A 23,749-nucleotide genomic window follows, 5' to 3' on the forward strand; every position below is an offset into this window, starting at 1 on the left:
TTTATGACGGCACTTCGGGCGCGTAGGCTCGCATGAAGGTCGCGGCGGCTCGCTCGACTTCCGTCGCTATCGCCTCCGGCGTCATCTTCTCGATCAGGCCCATGAGCATCTGCTGGTGTCCGCCATAGAGGCAAAGCGCCGTAAGCTGCCGTGCGGCCATCAAGGGTTCTTCGCGCCGGAGTTCGCCTCGGGCCATCGCGCCCTCGAGGAAATCGGCAAGCAAGGTCTGGGTCTGCAAAGGCGCGCGTGTATGGAAAATCTCGCCAACTTCGGGAAAACGACCCGCTTCGCCCATGACGAGCCGGTGAATTGCGATCGCCTCCGGCGAGGTCACCTTGCGCAGGAATTCAGTACAGAACCGGCGCAGCGCGGATTCGACGCCATCGCTCGGATTGAGGATCAGCGAAAGCTGCGCGCGAAACGCGTTTGTCACGCGTTCGATTACTGCGCCGAACAGTACTTCCTTCGAATCGAAATAGGACCATAGGGTTCCTTTCGACCCGCCAAGCGTTGCAGCAATCGCGGACATCGTCGTGCCGGCGTAACCTTGTTCGAGAAACGATCGCGCCGCAACGTCGAGAATCGCTTCGCGCCGCGAGTGGCGGTTGGCTTCGCGGCGGCTCGGCGCAGGGGTGGAAGGCGTCTTCATATCTTCGTACTATAGAGTACGGTTTTTGGGTTGACAAGGTGGGGGCTCGGGCTCATCTAGCCCTCCATACCAACTGGTACGGTTTTTATGTCGCTGCCGAGTCTCTCCAAATCCCTGCGTCTTTCGGTGCCCTGTGTCGCGCTTGTCGCGGCCGCCTGCGCACCGGTTCCCCAGCTCGGCCCCAAGCCGCTGCCACGCGCCCCCCAAAGCGTGGCAGCCAGCCAGAGCCTCCCCGGCCAGCCGTCCGCGGCCTGGCCGGGAGACGGCTGGTGGCGCGGGCTCGGCGATGCCCAGCTCGACGCGCTGATCGACGAGGGCCTGCGCAATTCACCCGACGTCGCCGCCGCCGCCGCGCGCTTCCGCCGCGCCACGGCGATGCGCCAGGAAGCCCGCGGCGCAACCCTGCCCAGGCTCGACGTCGGCGGCTCGGCCAACTATCGCAAGCAGTCGCTCGAACTCGGTTATCCCGACGAGTTCAAGGCCTTCCTGCCCAAGGGCTGGAACGACTTCGCCGACATCAGCGCCAGCCTCGACTACGAGCTCGACATCTGGGGCAAGAACCGCGCGGCGCTCGTCGCGGCGACTTCGGAACAGCGTGCCGCGGCGATCGACGCGCAGCAGGCACGGCTCATGCTCGCTGCGGGCATCGCCTCGGCCTATGTCGATCTCGCGCGGCTGTTCGAGGAACGCGACGTCCGCCAGGGCGAACTCGACATCCAGCTCTCGACGCAGAAGCTGATCTCGCAGCGCCGGATCAACGGGCTCGAGACGCGGGGCAGCGAGCGCCAGACCGATGCCGAAGTCGCGACGTCACGCGGGGCGCTCGCCGCCACCGACGAGCAGATCGCGCTGCGCCGCAATCAGTTGGCCGCGCTGCTCGGCGCCGGGCCCGACCGCGGCCTCGCCATCGCGCGCCCGACCCTGCCGGTGCCCGCCCTGCGCGGCCTCCCCGAGAACGTTACCACCGATCTCGTCGGCCGGCGCCCCGACGTCGCTGCCGCGCGCGAGCGTGTCGAGGCTGCGGCGAGCCGGATCAAGGTCGCACGCGCCGATTTCTTCCCGGCGATCCGCCTCTCGGCGATGTTCGGCGTCCAGGCCCTCGGCCTTGGCAATCTGTTCAAGGATGACGCGACCTATGGCAGCGCCGGTCCGGCGATCAGCCTGCCGATCTTCCACGGCGGCGCGATCCAGGGCCGCTACCGCGGTGCCCGTGCGACCTACGACGAGGCCGTCGCCACTTACGACCAGACCGTGGTCACCGCCTATCAGCAGGTGGCCGATGCGGTGACCAGCCAGCGCGCGGCCGAGCAGCGTCTCGTGCAAGCGCGCGCGGCGCTCGCCGCTTCGCAGGATGCCTATGACATCGCCCGCCAGCGCTATGACGGCGGGCTGTCGAACTACCTCGATGTCCTGACCGTGCAGGACCGGCTGCTCCAGGCGCGGCTTGCCGTTGCCGGGCTCCACGCCGGCCTGCGCTCCGTCGACATCGCCCTCATTCGCGCTCTGGGCGGCGGTTTCGAGCCCGCCCGCACCACTTCCAAGGACCAACCCCATGGCTGACGCCAATCCTCCTGCAATCGAGCCGGCCGAGACCGAAGACGAAGCCGCGATCAAGGCCGCCAGCCGCAAGGCGCAGCGCCGCGTGTGGCTCACGCGTCTGGCGATCGTCGTCCTGGTCGTCGCCGTCGTCTACGGGCTCTGGTACTTCCTGGTCGGCCGCAACCATGTCGGCACCGACAACGCCTATGTGAACGCCGAGGTCGCGCAGGTGACGCCGCTGGTCGCGGGGCAGGCGATCGAGGTCAACGTCAAGGACACGCAGGCGGTCAAGCGCGGCGATATTCTGGTCAAGCTCGATCCGTCGAACCAGAAGATCGCGGTCGCCCAGGCCGAGGCCGAACTGGCCGAGGCGCGTCGCAAGTTCCGCCAGAGCGTCGCGACCGGCGCCGCGCTGTCGGCCCAGGTCCAGGCGCGCGGATCGGACATCGCCGTGGCGCGCGCGCAGGTCATGGCCGCCCAGGCCGAGTTCGAGAAGGCGCGCATCGATCTCTCGCGGCGCCAGGCGCTTTCGGGCAACGGCGCGGTCTCGGGCGAGGAGCTGAGCTCGGCGCGGCAGGCGTTCCAGTCGGCGCGCGCGCAGTTGGCCCAGGCCCAGGCGGTGATCGCCCAGGCCGAATCGACCCGCACCGCGGCGCAGGGGCAGTATGCGGCCAACGATGCTTTGGTGCGCGGCTCGAACGAGGACACCGATCCCGCGGTCCAGGCCGCGCGCGCCAGGCTCGACGCGGCGAGGCTCGATCTCGAGCGCACGGTGATCCGCGCGCCGATCGACGGTACCGTCACCAAGCGCCAGGTCCAGCTCGGCCAGCGCGTCGCCCAGGGCACGCCGATCATGACGATCGTGCCGCTGACCCAGGTCTACATCGACGCCAATTTCAAGGAGCGTCAGCTCCAGCGCGTGGCGATCGGCATGCCGGCGACGGCCACGGCCGACATCTACGGCGGCTCGGTCACCTATCACGGCAAGGTCGCGGGTATCGCCGGCGGCACCGGTGCCTCGATGGCGCTGATCCCGGCGCAGAACGCCACGGGCAACTGGATCAAGGTGGTCCAGCGCTTGCCCGTTCGCATCGAGCTCGATCCCAAGGAGGTCGCCGAGCATCCGCTGCGCGTCGGCCTGTCGATGGAAGTCGAGATCGACGTCTCGGGCCGCTGACAGAAGCGCGCGGAGCCCAGTCATGGCCAGCAAACCGCAATCCGCCGAACTGCAGACCTGGCTGATGATTCCGCCTTCGCGGCGCGTTCTGGCCGGGATCGTGCTGGCGCTCAGCAACTTCATGGTCGTGCTCGACCTGACGATCGCCAACGTCTCGATCCCGCACATCGCCGGCAACCTCGGCATCTCGCTCGACCAGGGCGCCTGGATCATCACCTCTTACGCCGTCGCCGAGGCGATCTGCGTGCCGCTGACCGGCTGGCTCGCGCAACGCTTCGGCGCGGTGAAGTGCTTCATGTTCGCCATGGTGGGCTTCGGCGTCTTCTCGCTGCTTTGCGGCATGTCGGTCACCCTGGGCATGCTCGTCGCCTGCCGTATCGGCCAGGGCATCTGCGGCGCACCGCTGATGCCGATGTCGCAGACCCTGCTGATGCGCGTGTTCCCCCCCGAGAAGCGCGGCATGGCCATGGGCCTCTGGGCGATGACCACCCTGGCCGGCCCCGCGCTCGGCCCGATCATCGGCGGCGCGATCAGCGACAACATCTCCTGGCACTGGATCTTCTTCATCAACCTGCCCGTCGCGGCCTTCTGCGCGGTGATGGGGTATCTGATCCTGCGTCCGATCGAGACCGAGACGCAGCGCTTGCCAATCGACTACATCGGCCTCGCGCTGCTCGTGTTCTGGATCGGCTGCCTGCAGATCATGCTCGACATCGGCCGCGATCACGACTGGTTCGGCGATCCCATGATCGTCATGCTGGCGATCGGCGCCTTCATCGGCTTCTGCGTCTTCGTGATATGGGAGCTCACCGAGGAGCATCCGATCGTCAACCTGCGGATATTCGCCAACCGCGGCTTCTCGGCGGGCGTCTTCACCCTGGCCTTCGGCTTTGGCGCCTATTTCGCCTCGATCGTGCTGATCCCGCAGTGGCTGCAGTCGACGATGGGCTATACCGCGACCGACGCCGGCATCGTCACCGCCTTCACCGCCTTCGCAGCGATGCTGACCTCGCAGATCGCCGCGCGCATGCTGTCCTGGGCCGATCCGCGGATGATGATCTCGCTCGCCATCGTGTGGATGGCGCTGACCACGCTGATGCGCACGCAGTGGGACAGCAGCGCCGATTTCTGGACGCTGGCGATGCCGCAGATCCTGCAGGGCCTGGCGATGTCGTTCTTCATGATCCCGCTGACCTCGGTGTCCTTGGCCGCGGTCAAGCCCGAGGAGGTGCCTTCGGCCGCGGGCCTGCAGAACTTCCTGCGGACCATGGCGATCGCGGTGTCGACCTCGCTCGCGCTGACCACCTGGGGCAACGAGCAGCGCGTCGCGCGCAGCGAGCTCGTCTCGAAAATCCAGCCCGACGACACCGTGCGTGCGCTGCAGAGCTCGGGCATGTCGGCCGAGCAGGGCCGGCAGACGATCTCGAACCTCGTCGAATCCGAGGCGATCATGCTCTCGGTCAATCACCTGTTCTGGATCACCGCCATGGTGCTGTTCTTCGCGGCGGCGCTGGTCTGGCTGTCGCCCAAGCCCAAGCGCGCGGTCGGCCCCGGCGCGGGCGGGCACTAGAGCCCGCGCTATCGGTCCTTCGCCGCGCGAAAGCCCTCGGCCATCCGCGCCACCAGATCGGGCCGATCGACGGTCTCGAGCTGGCGCGCGGTCTCGATCTCGATGAAGTCAACGATCGCGAGTTCTTCGGCCGAGAGCAGGTTGGCCTTGGCCATGCGCAGCGCCAGCGGATCGCGCGCGGCGAGCTCCTCGGCCAGCGACAGCACCTCCGCGTGCAAGGTCTCGCGCGGGAACAGTCGCGTCACGAGATCGAGCTTCAGCGCCTCCTCGCCGGTCAGCTTGCCCGGGAACAGCATCAGCTCGCGCGCCCTGGCGCCGCCGACGATCCGCGTGAGGAACCAGGGCGGCCCCATGTCGCTCGATACGCCGACCTGGAGAAAGGCGGTGTTGAACCGCGCCTCGCTTGTGGCGAAGCGGAAGTCGCAGGCGGTCGCCCAGCCGAGCCCGGCGCCCGCGCAGCCGCCGTCGATCGCGGCGATCGACACCTGCGGCATCGTGTGGAGCACCGCCGCCGCCTGATGCATGTCGCCCACGCGCTCGCGCGTTGGCGGACCTTCGCCCGAATCCCCTCCGGTGAGGTCGGCGCCGACGCAGAAGTCTTTGCCTGCGCCGCGCAGCACGACGACGCGCGCGTCGCTCGCCGCCACGTCCCGGATCACCCGGTAGAAGGCGTGGCACATGTCGACGGTGATGCCGTTGCGCCGCTCGGGCCGGTTGAGCGTGACCAGCGCGATCGCATCGCGCCGCTCGACGAGGACGAGATCGCCGTTCACTGCGGATTGTCCCATTGCGGCTTGCGCTTCTCGGCGAAGGCGCGCGGCCCTTCGCGCGCGTCGGGGCCGGTCAGCAGGCTGCGCACTTCGGGCAGGTGGAACATGTCCTTCATCGAATGCCGGAGGCCGTGGCCGTCGACCGACTGGACCACGGCCTTGGTCGCGGCGATCGAAGCGGGCGAGCATTCCAGGATCTCGTCGGCCCAGCGCCGCGCCGTGGCGAGAAGCTGATCGCCGGGCACGACCTCGGCGACCAGGCCCATGGCCTGGGCTTCCTGCGCGGTGATCTTGCGGCCCGTCAGCAGCAGCGCATGCGCGCGCTTCGGCCCCAATTCCTCGACCACGCGCTGGATGCCGCCGCCGAGCGCGGCGAGCCCGATCCGCGGTTCGGTCAGGCCGAAGGTCGCGGTCTCGGCGGCGACGATGATGTCGGCGGCGAGCGCGGTCTCGAAACCGCCGCCCATCGCCATGCCGTTGACCGCGGCGATCACCGGCTTGCGGCGGCTGAAACGCCAGACAAGGCCGGCGAAGCCCGATTCGGGTACGGGCGGGCGCTCGCGCGACGTCTCGGTGACGATGTCGGCACCTGCGCAGAAGGCCTTGTCCCCCGCGCCGGTGACGATCGCGATCCACAGGTCGGGATCGGCGTCGAACCGGTCGAACACCGCGCCGAGCTCGTAGCTGGCGTCCGAATGCAGCGCGTTGCGCCGCTCTGGCCGGTTAAGCGTCACCGTCATGACATGCCCGTCGATCGCGACGGTGCAGAACTCGGTTGCCAGGTCGGTCATCGTCTCGCCCTTATTTTGGAATGATCATGTCAAAATGACATATATATTCCGACTTGGTCAACCGACGATCGGCGGGCTGGCACGGCGCTCTTTCCTGCCTATACCGGGACGATGCGACAGGCCTCCACCATCCTCACCGTCGCCACGCGCGGGCGCGGCTTCACCGAGATCACCCAGGAAATCGCGACCTGGCTTGGCGCAACGGGTATCCAGGAAGGCTTGCTGACCCTGCTCTGCCGCCACACCTCGGCCTCGCTGCTGATCCAGGAGAACGCCGCGCCGGCGGTGAAGACCGACTTGGCCGCCTGGTTCGAACGGCTCGCGCCCGAGAGCGACGGCTATGCTCATGACGACGAAGGCCCCGACGACATGCCCGCGCACCTGCGCGCGACCTTGACCGGCGTGAACCTGTCGATTCCCGTGCGGTACGGGCGCATGCAACTCGGGACCTGGCAAGGAATCTATCTCGCAGAACACCGGCGCGCCGCGCATCGGCGCGAGGTCGCGCTCCACCTTCTGGGCGAATGACGCCGCCGCGATGATTGGGCACTTGTTCAGCAAGGCCGAGGCTCTATGGAATGCGCGAGCCAGTTGAGAGGAGAGACCGGGACATGAGCTTCGAGCCGAACGAGCGCGACATCGCCGCGCGCATGGCGCAGATCGTCGGTCGGCCGCCGCGGATCGAACCGCTGCCCGAGGACAATCTCCCGCCCGAGGCCGAGGAGGCCGCGGTCGAGATCCGCGCCGCTTTCGGCATGCCCGAGAACGGCTTCATGCCCGAGAGCTTCCGCCAGATGCTCGTCCATCCCGGCATGTTCCGCGGGCAGATGGCGATCGGCATCGCCTTGGCCGCGGGATCGGTTCCCCCGCGCGAGCGCGAGCTGGCGATCCTGCGCAACGCCTGGATCTGCGGCGCGCCCTACGAATGGGGTGAGCATGTCGAGATGGGCAAGAACCGCTGCGGGATCACCGCGGAGGAAATCGAGCGTTGCACGCAGGGTTCGGCGGCCGAGGGCTGGAGCGAACACGATCGCGCTATCATGCGGGCGGTGGAGGAACTCCACGCCGATTACATGATCACCGACGAGACCTGGGCGACGCTGGCGAAGACTTGGGACGACAAGCAGCTGATGGAGTTCACCGTGCTGGTCGGGGTCTATACGACCACCGCGATGCAGCAGAATTCGGTTCGCTTCCGGCTCGACGGCAACAACACGGGGCTCAGTCACCGCTGAACCCAATAAGGCTAGAATGGGAGAGAACATGAGCAGGATCGAAACCGGCCGGATCGAGGTCGACGTCGCCGCGCGTCAGGCGCATGTCGTGGGCGATGGCCCGCGCGTGTCGCCGCTTCCCAACGACCAATGCGACGCCGAGGCCTTCGCGCTGGTCAACAAGGTCCGCGCCGGCGCGGGCGCGCCGCCGACCACCGAAATGCCCGACTACATGCGGATCATGATCAAGAACCGGCCGCTGTTCGAGCCGAACATGATCCTCGGCGACGCACTCTACAATGGCACGATCCCGCCGCGTGAACGCGAACTGGCGATCCTGCGCTGCGGTCTGCTCTGCCGCGCTCCCTACGAATGGGGCGAGCACGTGCGCATCGGTCAGCGCTGTGGGCTGACCCCCGAAGAGATCGAGCGCGTCCTCGACGGCTCGTCGGCCGATGGTTGGAGCGACTTCGACCGCGCGGTGGTGCGCGGCGTCGAGGAACTGATCGGCGACAGCGCGCTGTCCGAAGCGACTTGGACGGTCCTGTCCTCGCAGTGGAACGAGCAGCAGCTGATCGAATTCCCCTTCATGATCGGCCAGTATGTCGCGATCGCCTATGTCCAGAACACGCTGCGCGTGCCGCTGGCCGACTACAACGTGGGGCTGTCCGCGCGGCCCTGAATCGCCTAGCCTCGTCCGATGAACGAGGCGGTTGATCCACTGGCATCCGAGGGCGGCGAGCGCGTGCACCGCCACCGGCTGTCGACGCGGCTCTGGCACTGGCTCAACGCCGTCACCCTGGCGCTCATGTTGATGAGCGGCCTGACGATCTTCAACGCCCATCCGCGACTCTATTGGGGCGAATACGGCGCGAACTTCGACAAGGCATGGCTCGAGATCGGTGCGGTCCGGGGCGAGGGCGTGCTGCGGGTGGGCCAGGTGACGATCCGCACCACCGGCCTGCTGGGCGTCTCGCAAGGCGCAGACGGGGCAGAGCGGCACAAGGCCTTTCCGCACTGGGCGACGATTCCGTCATACTACGACCTCGCGATCGGCCGGCGCTGGCATCTGGCCTTCGCCTGGGTGCTGTCGCTGAGCCTGGCCTTGTACCTGCTGTGGTCGCTGGTGAACGGCCACCTGCGTCGCGACATCCACATCAGCCGTCGCGAATGGCGCCCCGCGCATGTCTGGCGCGACGTGAAGGCTCATGCGCGGCTGCGCTTTCCCACGGGCGTGGCCGCCACGCGCTACAACGTGCTGCAGAAGCTCGCCTATGCCGGCGTGCTGTTCGGCCTGCTGCCGCTGGTGATCGTCACCGGGCTCGGCATGGCGCCGGGGATCGACGCCGCCTGGCCCTGGGTCACCGAGATCTGGGGCGGCCGCCAGTCGGCGCGCTCGCTGCACTTCCTCGCCGCCTTCGGCTTGCTCGGCTTCTTCGTGATCCACCTGGCGATGGTCCTGTTGTCGGGGCCGTTCAACCAAGTCCGCGCGATGATCACCGGCTGGTACAGGCTGCCGCGATGAGCAGGCTGATCACCCGCCGCGGTCTGCTGACCGCGGGCGCCGCCGGCTCGGGCCTGTTGCTCGGCGGCTGCGACCGGCTGGGCGAGAGCCCGGGATTCCGTTCGCTGCTGAGCGGAGCCGAGGCGCTGCATGAACGCTCGCAGCGGCTGATCGGCGGGCACGAGCCGCTCGCGCGCGAGTTTTCGCCCGCCGACGTCTCGCCGGTGTTCCGCCCCAACGGCAACCGCGGCGTCGCTGGCGCCGACTACGAAAGCCACGCCGCGCAGGACTTCGCAAACTGGACCCTGACGGTCGACGGCCTCGTCGCCAAGCCCCTGGCGCTGCCGCTCGCGGCGATCCAGGCCATGCCGCAGCGTCGCCAGATCACCCGCCACGATTGCGTCGAGGGCTGGAGCGCGATCGGTGTCTGGCAGGGGCCGCAGCTCTCGCAGATCCTGAAACTCGCCGGCCTGCTGCCGCGCGCGCGCTACCTCGTGTTCCACTGCGCCGACCGCTTCGACACGCGGCCCTATTACGAATCGATCGACCTGCTCGACGCTTTCCATCCGCAGACGATCCTCGCCTGGCGGATGAACGATGCGCCGCTGCCCGTCGCCAACGGCGCGCCGCTGCGCCTGAGAGTCGAACGCCAGCTCGGCTATAAGCACGCCAAGTTCGTCCAGCGCATCGAGGTCCGCGCCAGCCTCGCCGGGCTCTACGGCGGCAAGGGCGGCTACTGGGAGGACGTCGGCGACTACGCCTGGTACGCGGGGATCTGAGGCGCCGCGCGCGGCTTAAAGATCGGCAACCGAGCAATCCCGGTTATCACGCCGCTGCGCCCTCCCATAATTCATCCCCGGCAACCACAAGGGGATGTTGCAATGGCAAACCAGCATGAAACGATCAGCCGCGCCGACTGTCTGGCCGCGGCGGTCGCCTTTCTCAGCCAGACCAAGCTGACCGAACATTTCGCACAGACCGACTGGGCCAGGAAGGTCGCCACGGACATCGATGAGCTGACCCAAGCGCTCCACGCGATCGTGAAGGATAGCTGACGGGGCACCCGCGCCGCCTTACAGCGCGGTCAGCGTGATCCGGTCTGTGCCCTGTTGACCGTTCGTCGTGGCGCTCTTCTCGAAGACCGCCTTGCGCAAGAGGCCGGTCGCGCGATCGAAATCGATCTCGGTCTGCATGCTGAGCTTCATGTCCGCGAACATCCGCCGGATCTCCGCCGGATCGGCGCGCTTTCCCGGCGGACGGAACTGCTTCACCGCGCTCGTCAAGCCTTCGCCGACCGCGCGCAGGCCTTCCGGGCTGGGGGTCGACCGCCGCGTCAGATGCAGGGTCCGCCCCTCGTCGGTGCGCGTCCAGATCACCGCGGTCGCATAGTCGATCGGCTCGGCGCTGAACGGCGAGGGCGCCTGCATGATCGACTGCGCCTCGCGGCCGAGCTCGACTTCGCTGCCGAGCTCGGCGAGGACTTGCGGCCAGCCCCGCACCATGTGGTTGACCGCTTCCTCGGCCGAGAGCGCGGCGTAGCGCTTGAGGAAGTTTCGCAGGAAGCTCTCGGTGGCCGCGCGCCGGGCAGGATCGTCCTCGAGCCCGCGCGCCATCAGCGGCGACATGTCGATCAGCCCCTCGCGCAGCTTCTGCCAGTCGCGCATCCGCAGCGGCCGGCCATTGGCGTCGAGCTCCATCGCCATCGGCGCGAACATCGCCCGCGCTTCGACCGGAAAGCTGTCGATATCCTTGGCCAGGTCGTAACTGCGGCCGCCCTGGGTCACGCGCAGCCATTGGAACCGCATGACGAAGCCATCGTCGCCCAGCCGCTCGAACACGACCTGCTGGTCGAACACCGCCTGCGTCTTGACGACCGGGGTGCTGCGTTCGGTGGTCAGGCGATAGAGCAGCGGCTGCCCGAGCGGTGGCGCGAAGGTCGGGACGAAGCGCGCCTCGGCCGCCACGGGCTTTGCCGCCGGCGGCTCGGCCAGGGTCGAAGCCGGCAGACCGACGGCGAGCAGCAGTGCAAGTGCGAGGCGAGTCATGTGCCTATGCTGGCACGTCGTCGTCCGATGGCAACGGAGCCGGCGGCAGATGCATCCGAAACCGCGCCATCACGCGGTGTCGGGATGCCGTCTCGGGCGATCAGCTCGCCAGCCGCAGCCCGCCGCGGTCCAGCTCGGCCGGCTTGGGCTGGTCGGGCCAGATGCCGCGCGTGTCGTAGACGAGCTTGTCGGCGCGCTCGGCCAGCGGCACGACGCGGAACACGTCGTGGTCGACCAGCGCGATCAGCACGTCGCAGTCCTCGAGCGCGGTGTCGATGTCGATCAGGCTCGCGCCCGTGCCGTCGAATTCGCGCGGCAGCTCGGCCGCATAGGGCTCGACGACCTGAATGCGTTCGCCGAACTTGCGCGCCAGGGTCGCGGCGACGAGCCGCGCCGGGCTCTCGCGGAAGTCGTCGATGTTGGCCTTGAAGGCGAGGCCCAGGCAAGCGACCTTGGCCCCCGGATGCGCCGAGATCAGCGCATCGGCATGCTTGATGACGTGGTGGATCTTGCCGTCGTTGACCCCGCGCGCGGTGCGGATCAGCGGCGTCTCCTCGGGCGCGCCGTGGACGATGAACCAGGGGTCGACCGCGATGCAGTGGCCGCCGACGCCGGGGCCCGGCTGCAGGATGTTGACGCGCGGGTGGCGGTTGGCAAGCCGGATCACTTCCCAGACGTCGAGCCCCATCTTGTCGGCGACGATCGACAGCTCGTTGGCGAAGGCGATGTTGACGTCGCGATAGGCGTTCTCGACCAGCTTGGTCATCTCGGCCGAGCGCGCGTCGGTGGTCACGCAGGTGCCGCGCACGAAGCGCTTGTAGAAGGCCAAGGCCTTGCGCGCGCAGCGCGGGGTGATGCCGCCGATCGAGCGGTCGTTGTTGGTCAGCTCCTCGAGGATCTTCCCCGGCAGCACGCGCTCGGGGCAATAGGCGATCGACACGTCGGGCGTGCCCTGGCTGCGGCCGGGCACCTTGAGGTCGGGGCGCAGCTCGGCGATCAGATCGCGCAGTTCCTCGGTCGTGCCGACGGGCGAGGTCGATTCGAGGATGACGACGTCGCCGGCCTTGAGCACCGAAGCGACCGAACGGCCCGCGGCGAGCACATAGGAGATGTCGGGCGCGTGGTTCTTGTCGAAGGGCGTCGGCACGGCGATGACGAAGACGTCGGCCGGGGCGATCTGCGTCGAGGCCGCGAGCAGCCCGCGCGACACCACGCCTTGGACGAGGCCGTCGAGATCGACCTCCTCGATGTGGATCTCGCCGCGGTTGATCGTGTCGACCACGCTTTGCGTGACGTCGACGCCGAGCACCTTGCTGCCCGATCGCGCGATGATCGCCGCGGTGGGCAGGCCTATGTAGCCGAGGCCGACGACACAGACTTCAGGTTTGGCGTCCGATTTCATTACCCAGAATCTCCACGATACGGCGCGCCGCGGTTCCGTCCCCGAAGGGATTGTGCGCGCGCGCCATGGCCTCGTAAGCGGCCTTATCGTCGAGCAGGGCTGAAATTTCCGTTACGATCCGGTCGGCATCGGTGCCGACGAGCTTGGCCGTGCCCGCGGCCAGGCCCTCGGGCCGCTCGGTGGTCTCGCGCATGACGAGCACGGGCTTGCCCAGCGCCGGCGCCTCTTCCTGCACGCCGCCCGAATCGGTCAGCATGATCTCGGCGAGGCCGAGCAGCCGCGCGAAGTGCGGATAGTCGAGCGGCTCGATCAGCGCGACGTTGTCGAGGCCCGCCAGGGCATCGTTCATCACCATGCGGACGTTGGGATTGGGATGGACCGGGAAGACCAGCGCGACGTCGGGCCGCGCCGCGATCCGCCGCACGGCGTCCGCGATGGCTTCGAGCCCGCCGCCGAAATTCTCGCGGCGGTGGCTGGTGACGCCGATGATCCGCTTGCCTGCGAAGCGCGCCTCGAGCGGCGCGAGCCCCGCGGCGAGCGCGGGTTCGGCCGCGATCTTCTCGGACACCCAGTGCAGCGCGTCGATCACCGTATTGCCCGTGACGTGGACCCGCGCCGGATCGACGTTCTCTGCATGCAGCGCCGCGGCCGAGGTCGCGGTCGGCGCGAAGTGCAGCGCGGCCATCGAGCCGATGATCTTGCGGTTAATCTCCTCGGGCCACGGGTGATAGATATTGCCCGACCGCAGCCCCGCCTCGACGTGGTCGACAGGCAGCTTGCGGTAATAGGCCGCGAGCGCCCCGGCCATCGCCGTCGCCGTATCGCCCTGGACGATCACGCGGTCGGGCTGGACCTCGTCCATCACCTTGCCGAGCCCGACCAGCAGCTGCGCGGTCAGCGCGTCGAGCGTCTGGCCGGGCTGCATGACGTTGAGATCGTAGTCGGGGACGATCCCGGCGATGCTGAGCACCTGGTCGAGCATCTCGCGATGCTGCGCCGAGACGCAGACCACGGGGCGAAAGCGCGGATCGGCCTCGAGCGCCGCGACGACGGGGAACAGCTTGATCGCCTCGGGGCGCGTGCCGAAGACGACGAGGATGGTGGCGGGGGCGGCGGCGGTGCTCATGGGCGCGGGTTTAGCGGGCGGGGGTTAAGGGGGGGTTAGGTGGAGCGGCTGGCCGAAAACGTAAGGCGGCGCAGGCCTGTTGCTAAGCACGCGGCCACACGTCACGCCTCAAGGCAAAGCACAATAAATTCAGCAAGCGTCGCCCACAGCATGTTTAGATGGTCAGGCGATACACTGAAGTTTGGCGAGTGAACATAGCGGTTGAGCGTGTCTAGCGACACGATTTCCTCGCCTTGTTTAAGCTTAACGATTGCGCCGAGATATTTCTTGTCGATCTTGCTCGCGGCATGGAGGTGATCTGCGACCTTGCCAGCCTTGTTTGCGAGCTTGTCTCCTTCCTGTACATTTGTGAGTTGTCGGCGTTTTACATAATTGTCGATTGAGAGTTCGAGCAGCACTCGCAGTAGCACTGATACCGCGTTGGGGGTCTCGCCGAGATCTAGCTTGTACTGCAATTCCTCCCAGATCGCGCGGTGCCGTTGGAGGTGTGCTGACCATGTGACCCCATAGCTCACGTTGGGAATTAGATGAGGCCAAACCGGGGGGCGCGGGGGCGCGGGAATTGGGTGCGGCACGCGTGGCGCTGGCGTAGGCGTGCCGGGGCTTGTCTTAGATTTAAGCGCAATTTGCGGCAACACACCTTCAGTTTCTAGAGCATCGATATAGGCGAGCTTAGATTCTGTGTCCCAAATATCGTCCAAAGTTATGGTGCGGCTGGCTAGGTCGTTAGCTACTCGATGTAATGCAGTTAGTGTCTCCTGCTCGTCTCGAATAATGTCGCGCTTTCCCTTCCGTACCGATATGCCTAACCTATTGCGAAGTGATTCCGCGGAGAGTAGGCGATTCAGATTGGAGCGCGGAATTTTACGCCCTGGCAGCAATTTAGCATCTTTGAGCCGCCTCTCAATTTCATCTGCAACGTTAAGGCCGCCGCCTTTGCCAGTACGGATGACAAAATTGGCTTTCATTCGGTCGTTCCAGGTGCTCTGGCCGATACCGCCTTGTACGCCTGTGTGACGCCGAAACAGAATATCATCGACGCGATCACGGTCGGTCTTAACTCGGCATTCGACTTTATCAGGAAAGTCGCCCGGCCAGTTTTTACGACAATCTGCGAAGAATTCCTGCAGCTCGACCGTGAGTGCCCGACGGGGCGTGGCCAGGAGCTTGAGGCAGGTAGTACGGCGATTGCCGTCGGCTACAATATATCTGTCGCCTGAGGGGAAGACGAGAGGTGGCTCGAAGATTTCACCCTTGGCAACAAGATCCTTGGCGAGACTGCGCATATGCAGCTCTTGCGTGGCAAAGAGCTGCGCAATTGCGGCGGTCTCATTTTCTAACTCGCCATGCCGGTCATTTGCTGGATTTACGACCAACGATGCCAGCGGCAACTTTCGATAGGACATGCTTTCTCCCCATTCGAAAACGAGCATGGCTCTCCGATTAGGTCAATCGATTTGGAGGGTATCGATGTATTATTCTGAGAATTCACGTTTAAAACCAAAAATATAACAGTATCGGCGCTGGCGCACTGCCATTTGCGCTATCAGAAATTGCAGTGCGAAGCGACGAATTCGGGGTTGGACCAGCCTTTCCTACATCCGCAAACTTCACCACACTCCGCGCGCTCTTTGACATCGTCGAAACCCCGCGCAAACCCGCAGAAAGCCGCGGTCTTCGCGCGACTCACCACATAAAACTCTCCATGCGCCACACGCGCGAAGTTCGTGAATTCCGACCGGCCCCCCTCGACAAGCTCAGGCCGAACGGATCGCTGCCTCCACCCGCATTAACCGCCTAAAAACACCCTCCCGCTAAACCGGCTTCGCGCAAACCAGCGAGGCCGCCTTTGACCTATATGTATTCGCCCGCCCAGACCGCCCAGGCGACGCCGCTCGCACCGGGGGAAGCGCTCACGACGCGCGTCGCCGTGGTCGGGCTCGGCTATGTCGGGCTGCCGCTCGCCGTGGCGCTGGCCGGGCGGTTCGAGACGATCGGGCTCGACGTCGACACGCGCCGCATCGAGGAACTCGCGAAGGGCCACGACCGCACCGGCGAGATCACGCCCGAGCGGCTCGAGGCTTCCGAGCTGGCGCTGCTCTCGGACGCCGCGCGCTGCCCGCCTGCCGATTTCTACATCGTCACCGTGCCCACCCCGATCGACGGCGCCAACCGCCCCGATCTGCGCATCGTCGAGGCGGCCAGCCGCACGATCGGTGCGCTGCTGCCCGCGGCCTGCGCCGAAGGGCGCGTGCCCGTGGTGGTCTATGAGTCCACGGTCTATCCGGGCGTCACCGAGGATGTCTGCGCGCCGCTGCTCGAAGCGGCCTCGGGCCTCGAATGCGGCAAGGACTTCTTCCTCGGCTACAGCCCCGAGCGGATCAATCCCGGCGACCGCGAGCACACGATCGACAAGATCACCAAGGTCGTCTCGGGCCAGACCCCCGAAGTGCTCGAAAGAGTCGCCGAGCTCTACGACGCGATCACTTCGGGCGGCGTGTTCCGCGCCAGGTCGATCAAGGCGGCCGAAGCGGCCAAGGTGATCGAGAACGCCCAGCGCGACATCAACATCGCCTTCATGAACGAGATCGCGCAGATCTTCTCGAAGATGGACCTTTCGGTCTGGGACGTGCTCGCCGCGGCGCGGACCAAGTGGAACTTCCTGCCCTTCGCCCCCGGCCTCGTCGGCGGGCACTGCATCGGCGTCGATCCCTACTACCTCTCGCACCGCGCCGAACAGCTCGGGATCGATCCGCGCGTGATCCTCTCGGGCCGCGGCATCAACGATTCGATGGCCGGCTGGGTCGGCAAGCAGCTGCACGCAGCGCGTGACGGCAAGCCCGGCTCGGTGCTGGTGCTCGGGCTGACCTTCAAGGAGAACATCCCCGACCTGCGCAATTCGAAGGTCGCGGACCTCGTCTGCACCTTGGGCCGGCTCGGCCACGGCGTGACGGTGCACGATCCCGAGGCCGATCCTGCCGAGGCGCTGCACGAATACGGCATCCCGCTGGTCGGCGATGCGCTGAGCCGCCAGTACGACATGGTGGTCCTCGCCGTGCCGCACCGCGCCTATCTCGACATGGGCGGCAAGGCGCTGCGCAAGCTGCTCGCCAAGGGCGGGACGCTCGCGGACCTCAAGGGCGAGCTCGGCGCGGCGGCGGACTGGACGCTTTAGAGGCCACCCTCACCGCTGCGACTAAGCCGCTGCGCGGCTAAGTCTCGCTTCCTCTCCCGCCAGCGGGAGAGGGGTAGCCGACCTTCTCCCGCTGGCGGGAGAAGGATAGCGCAGCTTGCTCCGTCAGGAGCTAGCGAAGCTTGGATGAGGGTGGCGAAGCGCTACCGCGCAATCCCCGCCAGGTGCTCGATCAGCGCCTCGGGCAGCGCCGGCTTCATGAAGGTCGTCGCCCCCGGGAACAGCGCGCCGATCTCCGAGCGCGAGCCGTGGCCCGTGTGGAAGGCGAAAGGCACGCCGCGCTGGCGCAGCAGGTCTGCCACCGGATAGATGTTCTCGCCCGCCAGGTCGACGTCGAGCAGGGCCACGTCGATCTCGTGGTCCTGGCTCACCGTCGCCAAGGCGCGCGCCAGGGTCTGCGCCGGACCGACGATGTCGGCGCCCTCGTCCTCGAAGGCATATTGCAGCTCGAGTGCGACCATCGCCTCGTCCTCGACGATCAGCACGCGCTTGCCGAGCAGGCGCTCGCCGGGACGGCCCGAGGGCGCCGCGTGGTGGCCGGTCGGCGGCGTGCCGGACGGCGCGAAGAGGACCGGATAGAGCGGGGTCGGCACCGGCAGGGACGTCGGTAGCGGGGCGGAGGTCTGGAGAATCATCGTTTCCGATCAAGCCTTTTCGAACTCGTCCCTGTCCGAGGGCAGGGGAAATTTCAACCGTGCGATGGCGCCCTGTTCGGGCCATTCGCGCGCGATCGTGCCGCCGAGCTGGCTGGCGGCGAGCGTGGTCATCTGCGAGCCGAAGCCGGCCGCGCCGGTGCCGGTCTCGCCGGCGATCGCCGGGCCGCCGCGCTCGCTCCAGGTCAGCGAAAGATGGCCGTCGGGGGCGACCGTCCAGGCGATCTCGACCGCGCCTTCGGGCACCGACAGCGCGCCGTACTTGACCGCATTGGTCGCGAGCTCGTGGACGATCAGGCCGAGCGGCGTGATCATCCGCGCGGGCAGTTCGATCCGCGGCCCGCCGACGCGCACGCGTGTGCCGTCCCCGTCGGCATAGGGCTCCATCGTCTTGACGATCACGGGGCCGAGCTCGGTCGTCGGCGTGCCGTAGCCGCCCTGGCTCGCCGAATGGGCGAGCGACAGCGCGCGGATGCGCGCGCGGATGTCGTCGACCACCTCGCGGCTCGAGGCCTGCTTGCGGCCCGAGAGCGAGACGATCGAGAGGATCACCGAGAACAGGTTCTTCACCCGGTGGTTTAGCTCGCGCGCGAGCAGTTCGACCCGCGCGTTGGCCTCGCGCAGGGCCGCGGCCTGATCGGCCTCGGCCTGGGCCAGCGAGCGGCTGCGCTCGGCGCGGAAGCCCGCGTAGATCAGCGCGAGGATGGCGAGGCTGAGCACGCCGATCAGCGGCAGCAGCCGACGCTCGAAGATCTCGGCGCTGGCGAAGGCCGTGCGCCGCCGCTTCGCCTTGTCGAGGCTCATCCGCGAGATCTCGCGGCGGATCGCGTCCATCTGCATCTTGCCGAAATCGGCCTGGATCAGCGCGAGCGCCTGGTCGCGATAGCCGGCGCGGGCGAGCGCGACCGAGCGGTCCATCTCGGCGAATTTGGCGTCGGTCATACCCTCGAGCCGCGTGAGATCGGCCTGGAACCGCGTGTCGCCGGCGCGGGCCGCGATCGCCCGCAACTGCTGCGAGGCGCGATCGCGGCGCATCTTGGCGCTGGTGTAGGGTGTCAGGTAGTCGGGCCGCTGGGTCAGCAGGTAGCCGCGCTGCCCGGTCTCGCCGTTGAGCATGGCCGACATCAGCGCGTTGAGCGCGAGCAGCGTGTCGCCCTCGGTCATGGCCAGGGCACGGGCATCGCGCTGCGCGACGATCGTCTGGCCGATCACCAGCGCCAGCGCGAGCAGCGCGGCGGTGAGGCCGGCGAAGACGGGCATCATCGACTTGCCCCACCACGGGGGGCGACGGACCGGAACGGTACCCGAAGCGGTCGCGCTATCGTCCAAAATCGCCGATCCCCTGAATTGTGGCGTTTGGCTAAAGCGATCGGTAGGGGATGGCAATGCGCGAAAGCATCCATGGCCGGTGGACAAGCGCTCCGCCGCCGCTTGCCCCCCCCGCCGGCTTGCGCGATCACGCGGGGATGGCGATTCTCAGCGACAAGTGGATCCGGCGCAACGCGCTCGAAAACGGCATGATCGAGCCTTTCGTCGAGGCGCAGCGGCGTGACGGCTGCATCTCCTACGGGCTCTCGTCCTATGGCTACGACGCGCGCGTGGCCGACGAGTTCAAGATCTTCACCAACATCGACAGCTCGACCGTCGACCCCAAGAATTTCGACGGCAAGAGCCTGGTCGATCGCAAGACCGACGTCTGCATCATCCCGCCGAACTCTTTCGCGTTGGCGCGCACGGTCGAATATTTTCGCATCCCGCGCGACGTGCTGGTGATCTGCCTCGGCAAGAGCACCTATGCGCGCTGCGGCATCATCGTGAACGTGACCCCGCTCGAACCGGGTTGGGAAGGGCACGTCACGCTCGAGTTCTCGAACACGACGCCGCTGCCGGCCAAGATCTATGCCAACGAGGGTGCCTGCCAGTTCCTGTTCCTCCAGGGCAACGAGCCCTGCGAGGTCAGCTATGCCGATCGCGCGGGCAAATACATGGGCCAGCAGGGCGTGACCCTGCCGCGACTCTAGGCGCCGAGCCGAGGAGCGAAGCATGGCCAAGGGCACTGCCACGATCGGACGCGACCGCTACTTCACGCGGATCGCGATGAGCGGCCATCCGGAGACCGCCGACGAGCCGCCGAGCAACGGCGGCGAGAACCGCGGCCCGGCGCCCTACGACCTGCTGCTCGCCTCGCTCGGCGCTTGCACCGCGATTACGTTGCGGATGTATGCCGATCGCAAGCAGTGGCCGCTCGAGTCCGTCGAGGTCGATCTCGAACTGGTCCGCGGCGCGGACGGCGGGTTCGAGATCGAGCGTCGGCTCAAGCCCGTCGGGCTCGATGCCGAGCAGGCCTTGCGCCTGGCGGAGATCGCCGAGAAGACCCCGGTCACCCTGACGCTCAAGCACGGCCTGCCGATCCACACGTCGCTCGCGAACTAGGGTTGGCGGCCTAGCTCCGGACGAAGGCCAGCAGATCGGGGTTCAGCATGTCGGCGTGGGTCGTCAGCATGCCGTGCGGGTAGCCCCGATAGATCTTGAGCAGGCCGTTGGGCAGCAGCTTCATCTGGCGCAACGCCGCGTCCTCGTAAGGCACGACCTGGTCGTCGTCGCCGTGCATGACCAGGGTGGGCACGGTGATCGCCTTGAGGTCCTCGGTCTGGTCGGTTTCGGAAAAAGCGGCGATGCCCTCGCAATGCGCGAGCGCGCTGCCGGCCATGCCCTGGCGCCACCAGTTGCGGATCGCGCCTTCGGACACTTTCGCGTCGGGGCGGTTGAAGCCGTAGAACGGGCCCGATGCGACATCGAGGAAGAACTGCGCGCGGTTGGCGGTCAGCGCCTTGCGGAAGCCGTCGAACACGGCGATCGGCGTACCGCCGGGATTGTCCGCGGTCTGGACCATCAGCGGTGGCACCGCGCTGACCAGCACGACCTTGGCGACGCGGCCTTGGGGTATGCCGAATCGCGCCACATAGCGCGCGACTTCGCCGCCGCCGGTCGAATGGCCGATGTGCACGGCATTGCGCAGGTCGAGATGCGCGGCGACGGCCGCGGCATCGGCCGCGTAGTGGTCCATGTCGTGACCGCCATCGATCTGCGAAGAGCGGCCGTGGCCGCGGCGGTCGTACGCGACGACGCGGTAGCCGTGGCCGAGAAAGTAGAGCATCTGGGCGTCCCAGTCGTCGGACGACAGCGGCCATCCGTGGTGGAACACGATCGGCTGGGCGTCCTGGGGACCCCAATCCTTGTAGAATAACTCGGCACCATCCTGCGTGGTGATATAGGCCATGATGTCCTCCGTGAGGGTGGACGCGGCTCAGGCCGGTCCGATGTGCCGCATATCGGCATGGCCGGGGGGTATCGGTATCATACGCAGGTTTAGGGCTGCAGGCTATGTTTCTGTGGGCTTGCGCAGGAAGGTCACGCGGAAGCGCACGGCTCCCAGCGGTTCGACGTGGTGGCGGATAGTCGGTTCGACCACACCGGGTTCGCTGTCGGGTGTGAGCACGCGTTCGCTTGCCGCGCGGCGCGGGTCGGTGACGCGGTAGATCAGGCTGCCCTGTTCGACTTCGATCAGCCCCCAGGTGCCTTCCTTGGTCGTATGATCGGCGCGAAGTCCGGCGGGCACGCTGGTTTCGGTGAATTCGGGCGTGCGTTTGTAGGCCTCGAGACCCGGCGGAAGCTGTGCGGTCATCGGCCGATCGTAGCGCGGCCTGTGTGCGGTTCCAGACAAATCACCAGTGCGCTAAGGGATTGGTCAACAGGCTATCGGCCGCGCCTTGTCCTGCGTAGCTTCCCGCGAAACAACGAAACGAGCGGGATGCCCATGGGGAGGATTATCGTCTGGCTGTTTGCCGTGGTGCTGGGCGTGGTCGGGGCCACGCTGGCGATCGGCGGCGTGATGCTCGCGGCGGCGGGAGGCAGCCTCTATTATGTCGCGACCGGCATCGCGGTACTGGCCTCTGCCTGGGGGCTGGTCCGGCGCGCGCGCTATGCCGCCGCAGTCTTCGGTACGATGCTGGCGGCGACGATCGTCTGGAGCATCTGGGAGGTCGGGCTCGACAGTTGGGCACTGATGCCGCGGCTGGTCGGGCCGGCCGTGGTCGGCCTGCTGTTTCTGATCCCCGCGATCCGCAGCGCGACGGGCGCGCCGCGCTGGTGGGTGGCGGCGCCAGCCGTCGTAGCTCTGTTGCTGACCGGCGGCGCAGTGGTGCGGGCGGAGCGTGCCGAGAGCGGCCTACCTGGCGCCGGCAAGGTCGTCGCGCTATCCGGTGTGGCGCAGGATTGGCAGCACTGGGGCAATTCGCTCGCGGGCACGCGCTATGCTTCGATCGACCAGATCGACACACGCAACGTCGACAAGCTCGCACTCGCCTGGCGCTATGATTCCGACATCAAGTCGGGCGATCTCGTCAGCCTCGAAGCGGCGCCGCTGGCGGTGAACGGCCGGCTCTACATGTGCATCGAGTCGGGTACGGTCGCCGCGCTCGACCAGGAGACCGGCAAGCGCATCTGGCAGTATCGCGGCCTGCCCTCAGGCTCGAAGTTCCACGGCTGGAAGTGTCGCGGCGTCGCCTATCACGCGGCCAAGACCGCCAAGGCCGAGTGCCAGCACAGCCTCTACATGACCACGGCCGAGGGCCAGCTCATCGCCATCGACGCCGATACCGGCAAGCAATGCTCGGGTTTCGCCAGCAACGGCGTTGCCGACCTCCGCCTCGGCATGGGTGCGATGAAGCCCGACGATGCGCTGCCGACCTCGCCGCCGACCGTGGTCGGCGGGGTCGTCGTCGTCGGCCAGTCGATCTCGGACTACAGCTCGTTCGACGCGCCCTCGGGCGTGATCCGAGGCTACGATGCCGAGACCGGCGCGCTGCGCTGGGCCTGGGATGCCGGCCGCCCCGGCCAGACCCAGCTCAAGCCGGGCGAGACCTACACGCGCGATACCCCCAACGCCTGGGGTGTGTTCAGCGGCGACGAGGCGCTGGGCCTGGTCTACGTCGGCACGGGCAACAGTCCGCCCGACTATTACGCGGGCTTCCGTTCCACAGTGGCCGACGAATTCACCGACAATGTCGTCGCGATCGACGTCAATACCGGGCTGCTGCGCTGGTCGTTCAGGACGGTGAACCACGATCTGTGGGACTACGACATCGCTGCGCAGCCGACCCTGGTGGACCTGGCGGGGGGCATCCGGGCGGTGCTCGTGCCGACCAAGCGCGGGCAGATCTTCGTGCTCGATCGCGCGACCGGCAAGCCGATCGATCCGGTGGTGCAGAAGAAGGTGCCGCAGGGCGCGGTCAAGGGCGATTGGAACGCGCCGACCCAGCCCTATACCACGGGTTTCCCATCGGTGTCGGGGGCGGACCTGACCGAGGCCGACATGTGGGGGCTGACGCCGCTCGACCAGATGGCCTGTCGCATCCAGTTCCGGAAAGCGCGCTACCAGGGGCAGTTCACCCCGATCACCACCGAGCCGACGATCACCTATCCGGCCGTGGCGGGTGGCATCAACTGGGGCGGGGTCTCGGTCGACACCCAGCGCGGTCTGCTGGTGGTCAATTCGCTGCATTTGGCCAACATCAACCGACTGGTACCGCGCAAGGAAGGCGAGACGCCGCAGAGCGGCTTCGAGGGTGGCGTGATCAAGTTCCCGCAGGCCGGCACGCCCTATGGCTTCGAGTCCTATCCCTTCCTCTCGCCGATCTTCGCGCCGTGCCAGAAGCCGCCCTATTCGACCATCAGCGTATTCGACATCAAGACGCGCAAGCTCGTCTGGTCCAAGCCGCTCGGCACGGCCGAGGGATCGGGGCCGCTCGGCATCCAGAGCCACGTACCGCTGCGCATGGGGGCACCGACCTTCGGCGGCTCGCTGACCACGGCCGGGGGACTGGTGTTCATCGCCGCGGGCCAGGATCGCCGGTTGCGCGCCTTCGACATCGCCAACGGCAGGGAGGTCTGGAGCGCCAAGCTGCCCGCGGTCGGCGCGGCCATGCCGATCAGCTACGTTTCGCCCAGCGGGCGCCAGTTCGTGGTGATCGCCGCGGGCGGGCACTTCGCGATCCCCGGCCCCAAGGCCGCGGCGATCATGGCCTATGCGCTGCCAAACAAGTGACAGGGTTGCA

The 23,749-nt window shown here is 67.2% G+C and carries 24 protein-coding genes; 13 read left to right on the plus strand and 11 right to left on the minus strand.

Features of this window, described 5'->3' with window-relative positions; all coding sequences use genetic code 11:
* Position 1 precedes the first annotated feature (1 nt).
* A complete protein-coding gene (locus WG901_RS13810) occupies positions 2-649 on the minus strand; it encodes a TetR/AcrR family transcriptional regulator (RefSeq protein ID WP_339587650.1) in 648 nt (215 codons plus the stop codon).
* Positions 650-736: 87 nt separating this feature from the next.
* Here WG901_RS13810 and WG901_RS13815 point away from each other — a divergent pair, with 87 nt between their 5' ends.
* From WG901_RS13815 to WG901_RS13825, 3 genes are read left to right on the plus strand one after another with little or no spacing between them, the layout of a single operon-like run.
* The gene (locus tag WG901_RS13815; protein WP_339587651.1) at positions 737-2,209 is read left to right on the plus strand and encodes an efflux transporter outer membrane subunit; all 1,473 of its coding nucleotides are present in this window, start codon (positions 737-739) and stop codon (positions 2,207-2,209) included.
* Entirely contained in the window at positions 2,202-3,365 is a 1,164-nt protein-coding gene (locus WG901_RS13820; protein WP_339587652.1) for an EmrA/EmrK family multidrug efflux transporter periplasmic adaptor subunit, read from the plus strand. Before WG901_RS13815 ends, WG901_RS13820 begins: the two co-directional genes overlap by 8 nt.
* 22 nt (positions 3,366-3,387) lie before the next feature.
* Entirely contained in the window at positions 3,388-4,935 is a 1,548-nt protein-coding gene (locus tag WG901_RS13825) for a DHA2 family efflux MFS transporter permease subunit (protein WP_339587653.1), read from the plus strand.
* Between the two features lie 8 nt (positions 4,936-4,943).
* Here the strand turns inward: WG901_RS13825 and WG901_RS13830 are convergent, their stop codons facing one another.
* Together WG901_RS13830 and WG901_RS13835 are read right to left on the minus strand one after the other, a co-directional pair.
* On the minus strand, positions 4,944-5,708 hold the full coding sequence (locus WG901_RS13830; protein ID WP_339587654.1) for an enoyl-CoA hydratase/isomerase family protein: 765 nt from the start codon (positions 5,706-5,708) through the stop codon (positions 4,944-4,946).
* Positions 5,705-6,496 (minus strand): enoyl-CoA hydratase-related protein, encoded by a 792-nt coding sequence (locus WG901_RS13835; RefSeq protein ID WP_339587655.1) that lies wholly within the window; start codon positions 6,494-6,496, stop codon positions 5,705-5,707. The genes WG901_RS13830 and WG901_RS13835 overlap by 4 nt, the downstream gene beginning before the upstream one ends.
* Before the next feature lie 111 nt (positions 6,497-6,607).
* Between WG901_RS13835 and WG901_RS13840 the strand changes: the two genes are divergently transcribed.
* From WG901_RS13840 to WG901_RS13865, 6 genes are all read left to right on the plus strand, one after another.
* On the plus strand, positions 6,608-7,024 hold the full coding sequence (locus tag WG901_RS13840; RefSeq protein ID WP_339587656.1) for a secondary thiamine-phosphate synthase enzyme YjbQ: 417 nt from the start codon (positions 6,608-6,610) through the stop codon (positions 7,022-7,024).
* 83 nt (positions 7,025-7,107) lie between these two features.
* On the plus strand, positions 7,108-7,731 hold the full coding sequence (locus WG901_RS13845; RefSeq protein ID WP_339587657.1) for a carboxymuconolactone decarboxylase family protein: 624 nt from the start codon (positions 7,108-7,110) through the stop codon (positions 7,729-7,731).
* A 28-nt stretch (positions 7,732-7,759) separates the two neighbouring features.
* A complete protein-coding gene (locus WG901_RS13850; protein WP_339587658.1) occupies positions 7,760-8,392 on the plus strand; it encodes a carboxymuconolactone decarboxylase family protein in 633 nt (210 codons plus the stop codon).
* Between the two features lie 18 nt (positions 8,393-8,410).
* Positions 8,411-9,235, plus strand: coding sequence for a cytochrome b/b6 domain-containing protein (locus tag WG901_RS13855; RefSeq protein ID WP_339587659.1), 825 nt, complete (start codon positions 8,411-8,413; stop codon positions 9,233-9,235).
* A complete protein-coding gene (locus tag WG901_RS13860; RefSeq protein WP_339587660.1) occupies positions 9,232-9,993 on the plus strand; it encodes a molybdopterin-dependent oxidoreductase in 762 nt (253 codons plus the stop codon). Before WG901_RS13855 ends, WG901_RS13860 begins: the two co-directional genes overlap by 4 nt.
* A 102-nt stretch (positions 9,994-10,095) precedes the next feature.
* Positions 10,096-10,269, plus strand: coding sequence for a hypothetical protein (locus WG901_RS13865; protein ID WP_339587661.1), 174 nt, complete (start codon positions 10,096-10,098; stop codon positions 10,267-10,269).
* Between the two features lie 18 nt (positions 10,270-10,287).
* On the opposite strand, the gene WG901_RS13870 is transcribed toward WG901_RS13865, so the two are convergent.
* The 4 genes from WG901_RS13870 to WG901_RS13885 form a co-directional block, all read right to left on the minus strand.
* On the minus strand, positions 10,288-11,259 hold the full coding sequence (locus tag WG901_RS13870) for a hypothetical protein (protein WP_339587662.1): 972 nt from the start codon (positions 11,257-11,259) through the stop codon (positions 10,288-10,290).
* Positions 11,260-11,359: 100 nt separating this feature from the next.
* Positions 11,360-12,661, minus strand: coding sequence for a UDP-N-acetyl-D-mannosamine dehydrogenase (gene wecC / locus WG901_RS13875; RefSeq protein ID WP_339587663.1), 1,302 nt, complete (start codon positions 12,659-12,661; stop codon positions 11,360-11,362).
* Positions 12,639-13,787 carry a non-hydrolyzing UDP-N-acetylglucosamine 2-epimerase gene (gene wecB, locus WG901_RS13880; protein ID WP_339587664.1) on the minus strand — a complete coding sequence of 383 codons (1,149 nt, stop codon included), beginning with the start codon at positions 13,785-13,787 and terminating at the stop codon, positions 12,639-12,641. Before wecB ends, wecC begins: the two co-directional genes overlap by 23 nt.
* 101 nt (positions 13,788-13,888) lie before the next feature.
* A complete protein-coding gene (locus tag WG901_RS13885; RefSeq protein WP_339587665.1) occupies positions 13,889-15,220 on the minus strand; it encodes a hypothetical protein in 1,332 nt (443 codons plus the stop codon).
* Positions 15,221-15,645: 425 nt separating this feature from the next.
* Between WG901_RS13885 and WG901_RS13890 the strand changes: the two genes are divergently transcribed.
* Positions 15,646-16,962, plus strand: coding sequence for a nucleotide sugar dehydrogenase (locus tag WG901_RS13890; protein WP_339587716.1), 1,317 nt, complete (start codon positions 15,646-15,648; stop codon positions 16,960-16,962).
* 161 nt (positions 16,963-17,123) lie between these two features.
* On the opposite strand, the gene WG901_RS13895 is transcribed toward WG901_RS13890, so the two are convergent.
* Positions 17,124-17,615 (minus strand): response regulator, encoded by a 492-nt coding sequence (locus tag WG901_RS13895; protein WP_339587666.1) that lies wholly within the window; start codon positions 17,613-17,615, stop codon positions 17,124-17,126.
* Between the two features lie 9 nt (positions 17,616-17,624).
* Positions 17,625-18,962: a sensor histidine kinase gene (locus tag WG901_RS13900; protein WP_339587667.1), complete on the minus strand. Its 1,338-nt coding sequence runs from the start codon at positions 18,960-18,962 to the stop codon at positions 17,625-17,627.
* Between the two features lie 137 nt (positions 18,963-19,099).
* Here WG901_RS13900 and dcd point away from each other — a divergent pair, with 137 nt between their 5' ends.
* Together dcd and WG901_RS13910 are read left to right on the plus strand one after the other, a co-directional pair.
* Positions 19,100-19,654: a dCTP deaminase gene (dcd, locus tag WG901_RS13905; protein ID WP_339587668.1), complete on the plus strand. Its 555-nt coding sequence runs from the start codon at positions 19,100-19,102 to the stop codon at positions 19,652-19,654.
* A gap of 22 nt (positions 19,655-19,676) precedes the next feature.
* Entirely contained in the window at positions 19,677-20,066 is a 390-nt protein-coding gene (locus tag WG901_RS13910; RefSeq protein WP_339587669.1) for an OsmC family protein, read from the plus strand.
* A 10-nt stretch (positions 20,067-20,076) separates the two neighbouring features.
* On the opposite strand, the gene WG901_RS13915 is transcribed toward WG901_RS13910, so the two are convergent.
* Complete coding sequence (locus WG901_RS13915; RefSeq protein ID WP_339587670.1) at positions 20,077-20,913, minus strand: alpha/beta fold hydrolase; 837 nt, start codon at positions 20,911-20,913, stop codon at positions 20,077-20,079.
* A 102-nt stretch (positions 20,914-21,015) separates the two neighbouring features.
* Positions 21,016-21,318 carry a TehB family protein gene (locus WG901_RS13920; protein ID WP_339587671.1) on the minus strand — a complete coding sequence of 101 codons (303 nt, stop codon included), beginning with the start codon at positions 21,316-21,318 and terminating at the stop codon, positions 21,016-21,018.
* A 132-nt stretch (positions 21,319-21,450) separates the two neighbouring features.
* Here WG901_RS13920 and WG901_RS13925 point away from each other — a divergent pair, with 132 nt between their 5' ends.
* The gene (locus WG901_RS13925; RefSeq protein WP_339587672.1) at positions 21,451-23,739 is read left to right on the plus strand and encodes a membrane-bound PQQ-dependent dehydrogenase, glucose/quinate/shikimate family; all 2,289 of its coding nucleotides are present in this window, start codon (positions 21,451-21,453) and stop codon (positions 23,737-23,739) included.
* The last annotated feature ends 10 nt before the right edge of the window (positions 23,740-23,749 follow it).

It is taken from the genome of Novosphingobium anseongense, from assembly GCF_037482895.1.
In the GTDB taxonomy this organism is placed as follows: domain Bacteria; phylum Pseudomonadota; class Alphaproteobacteria; order Sphingomonadales; family Sphingomonadaceae; genus Novosphingobium; species Novosphingobium anseongense.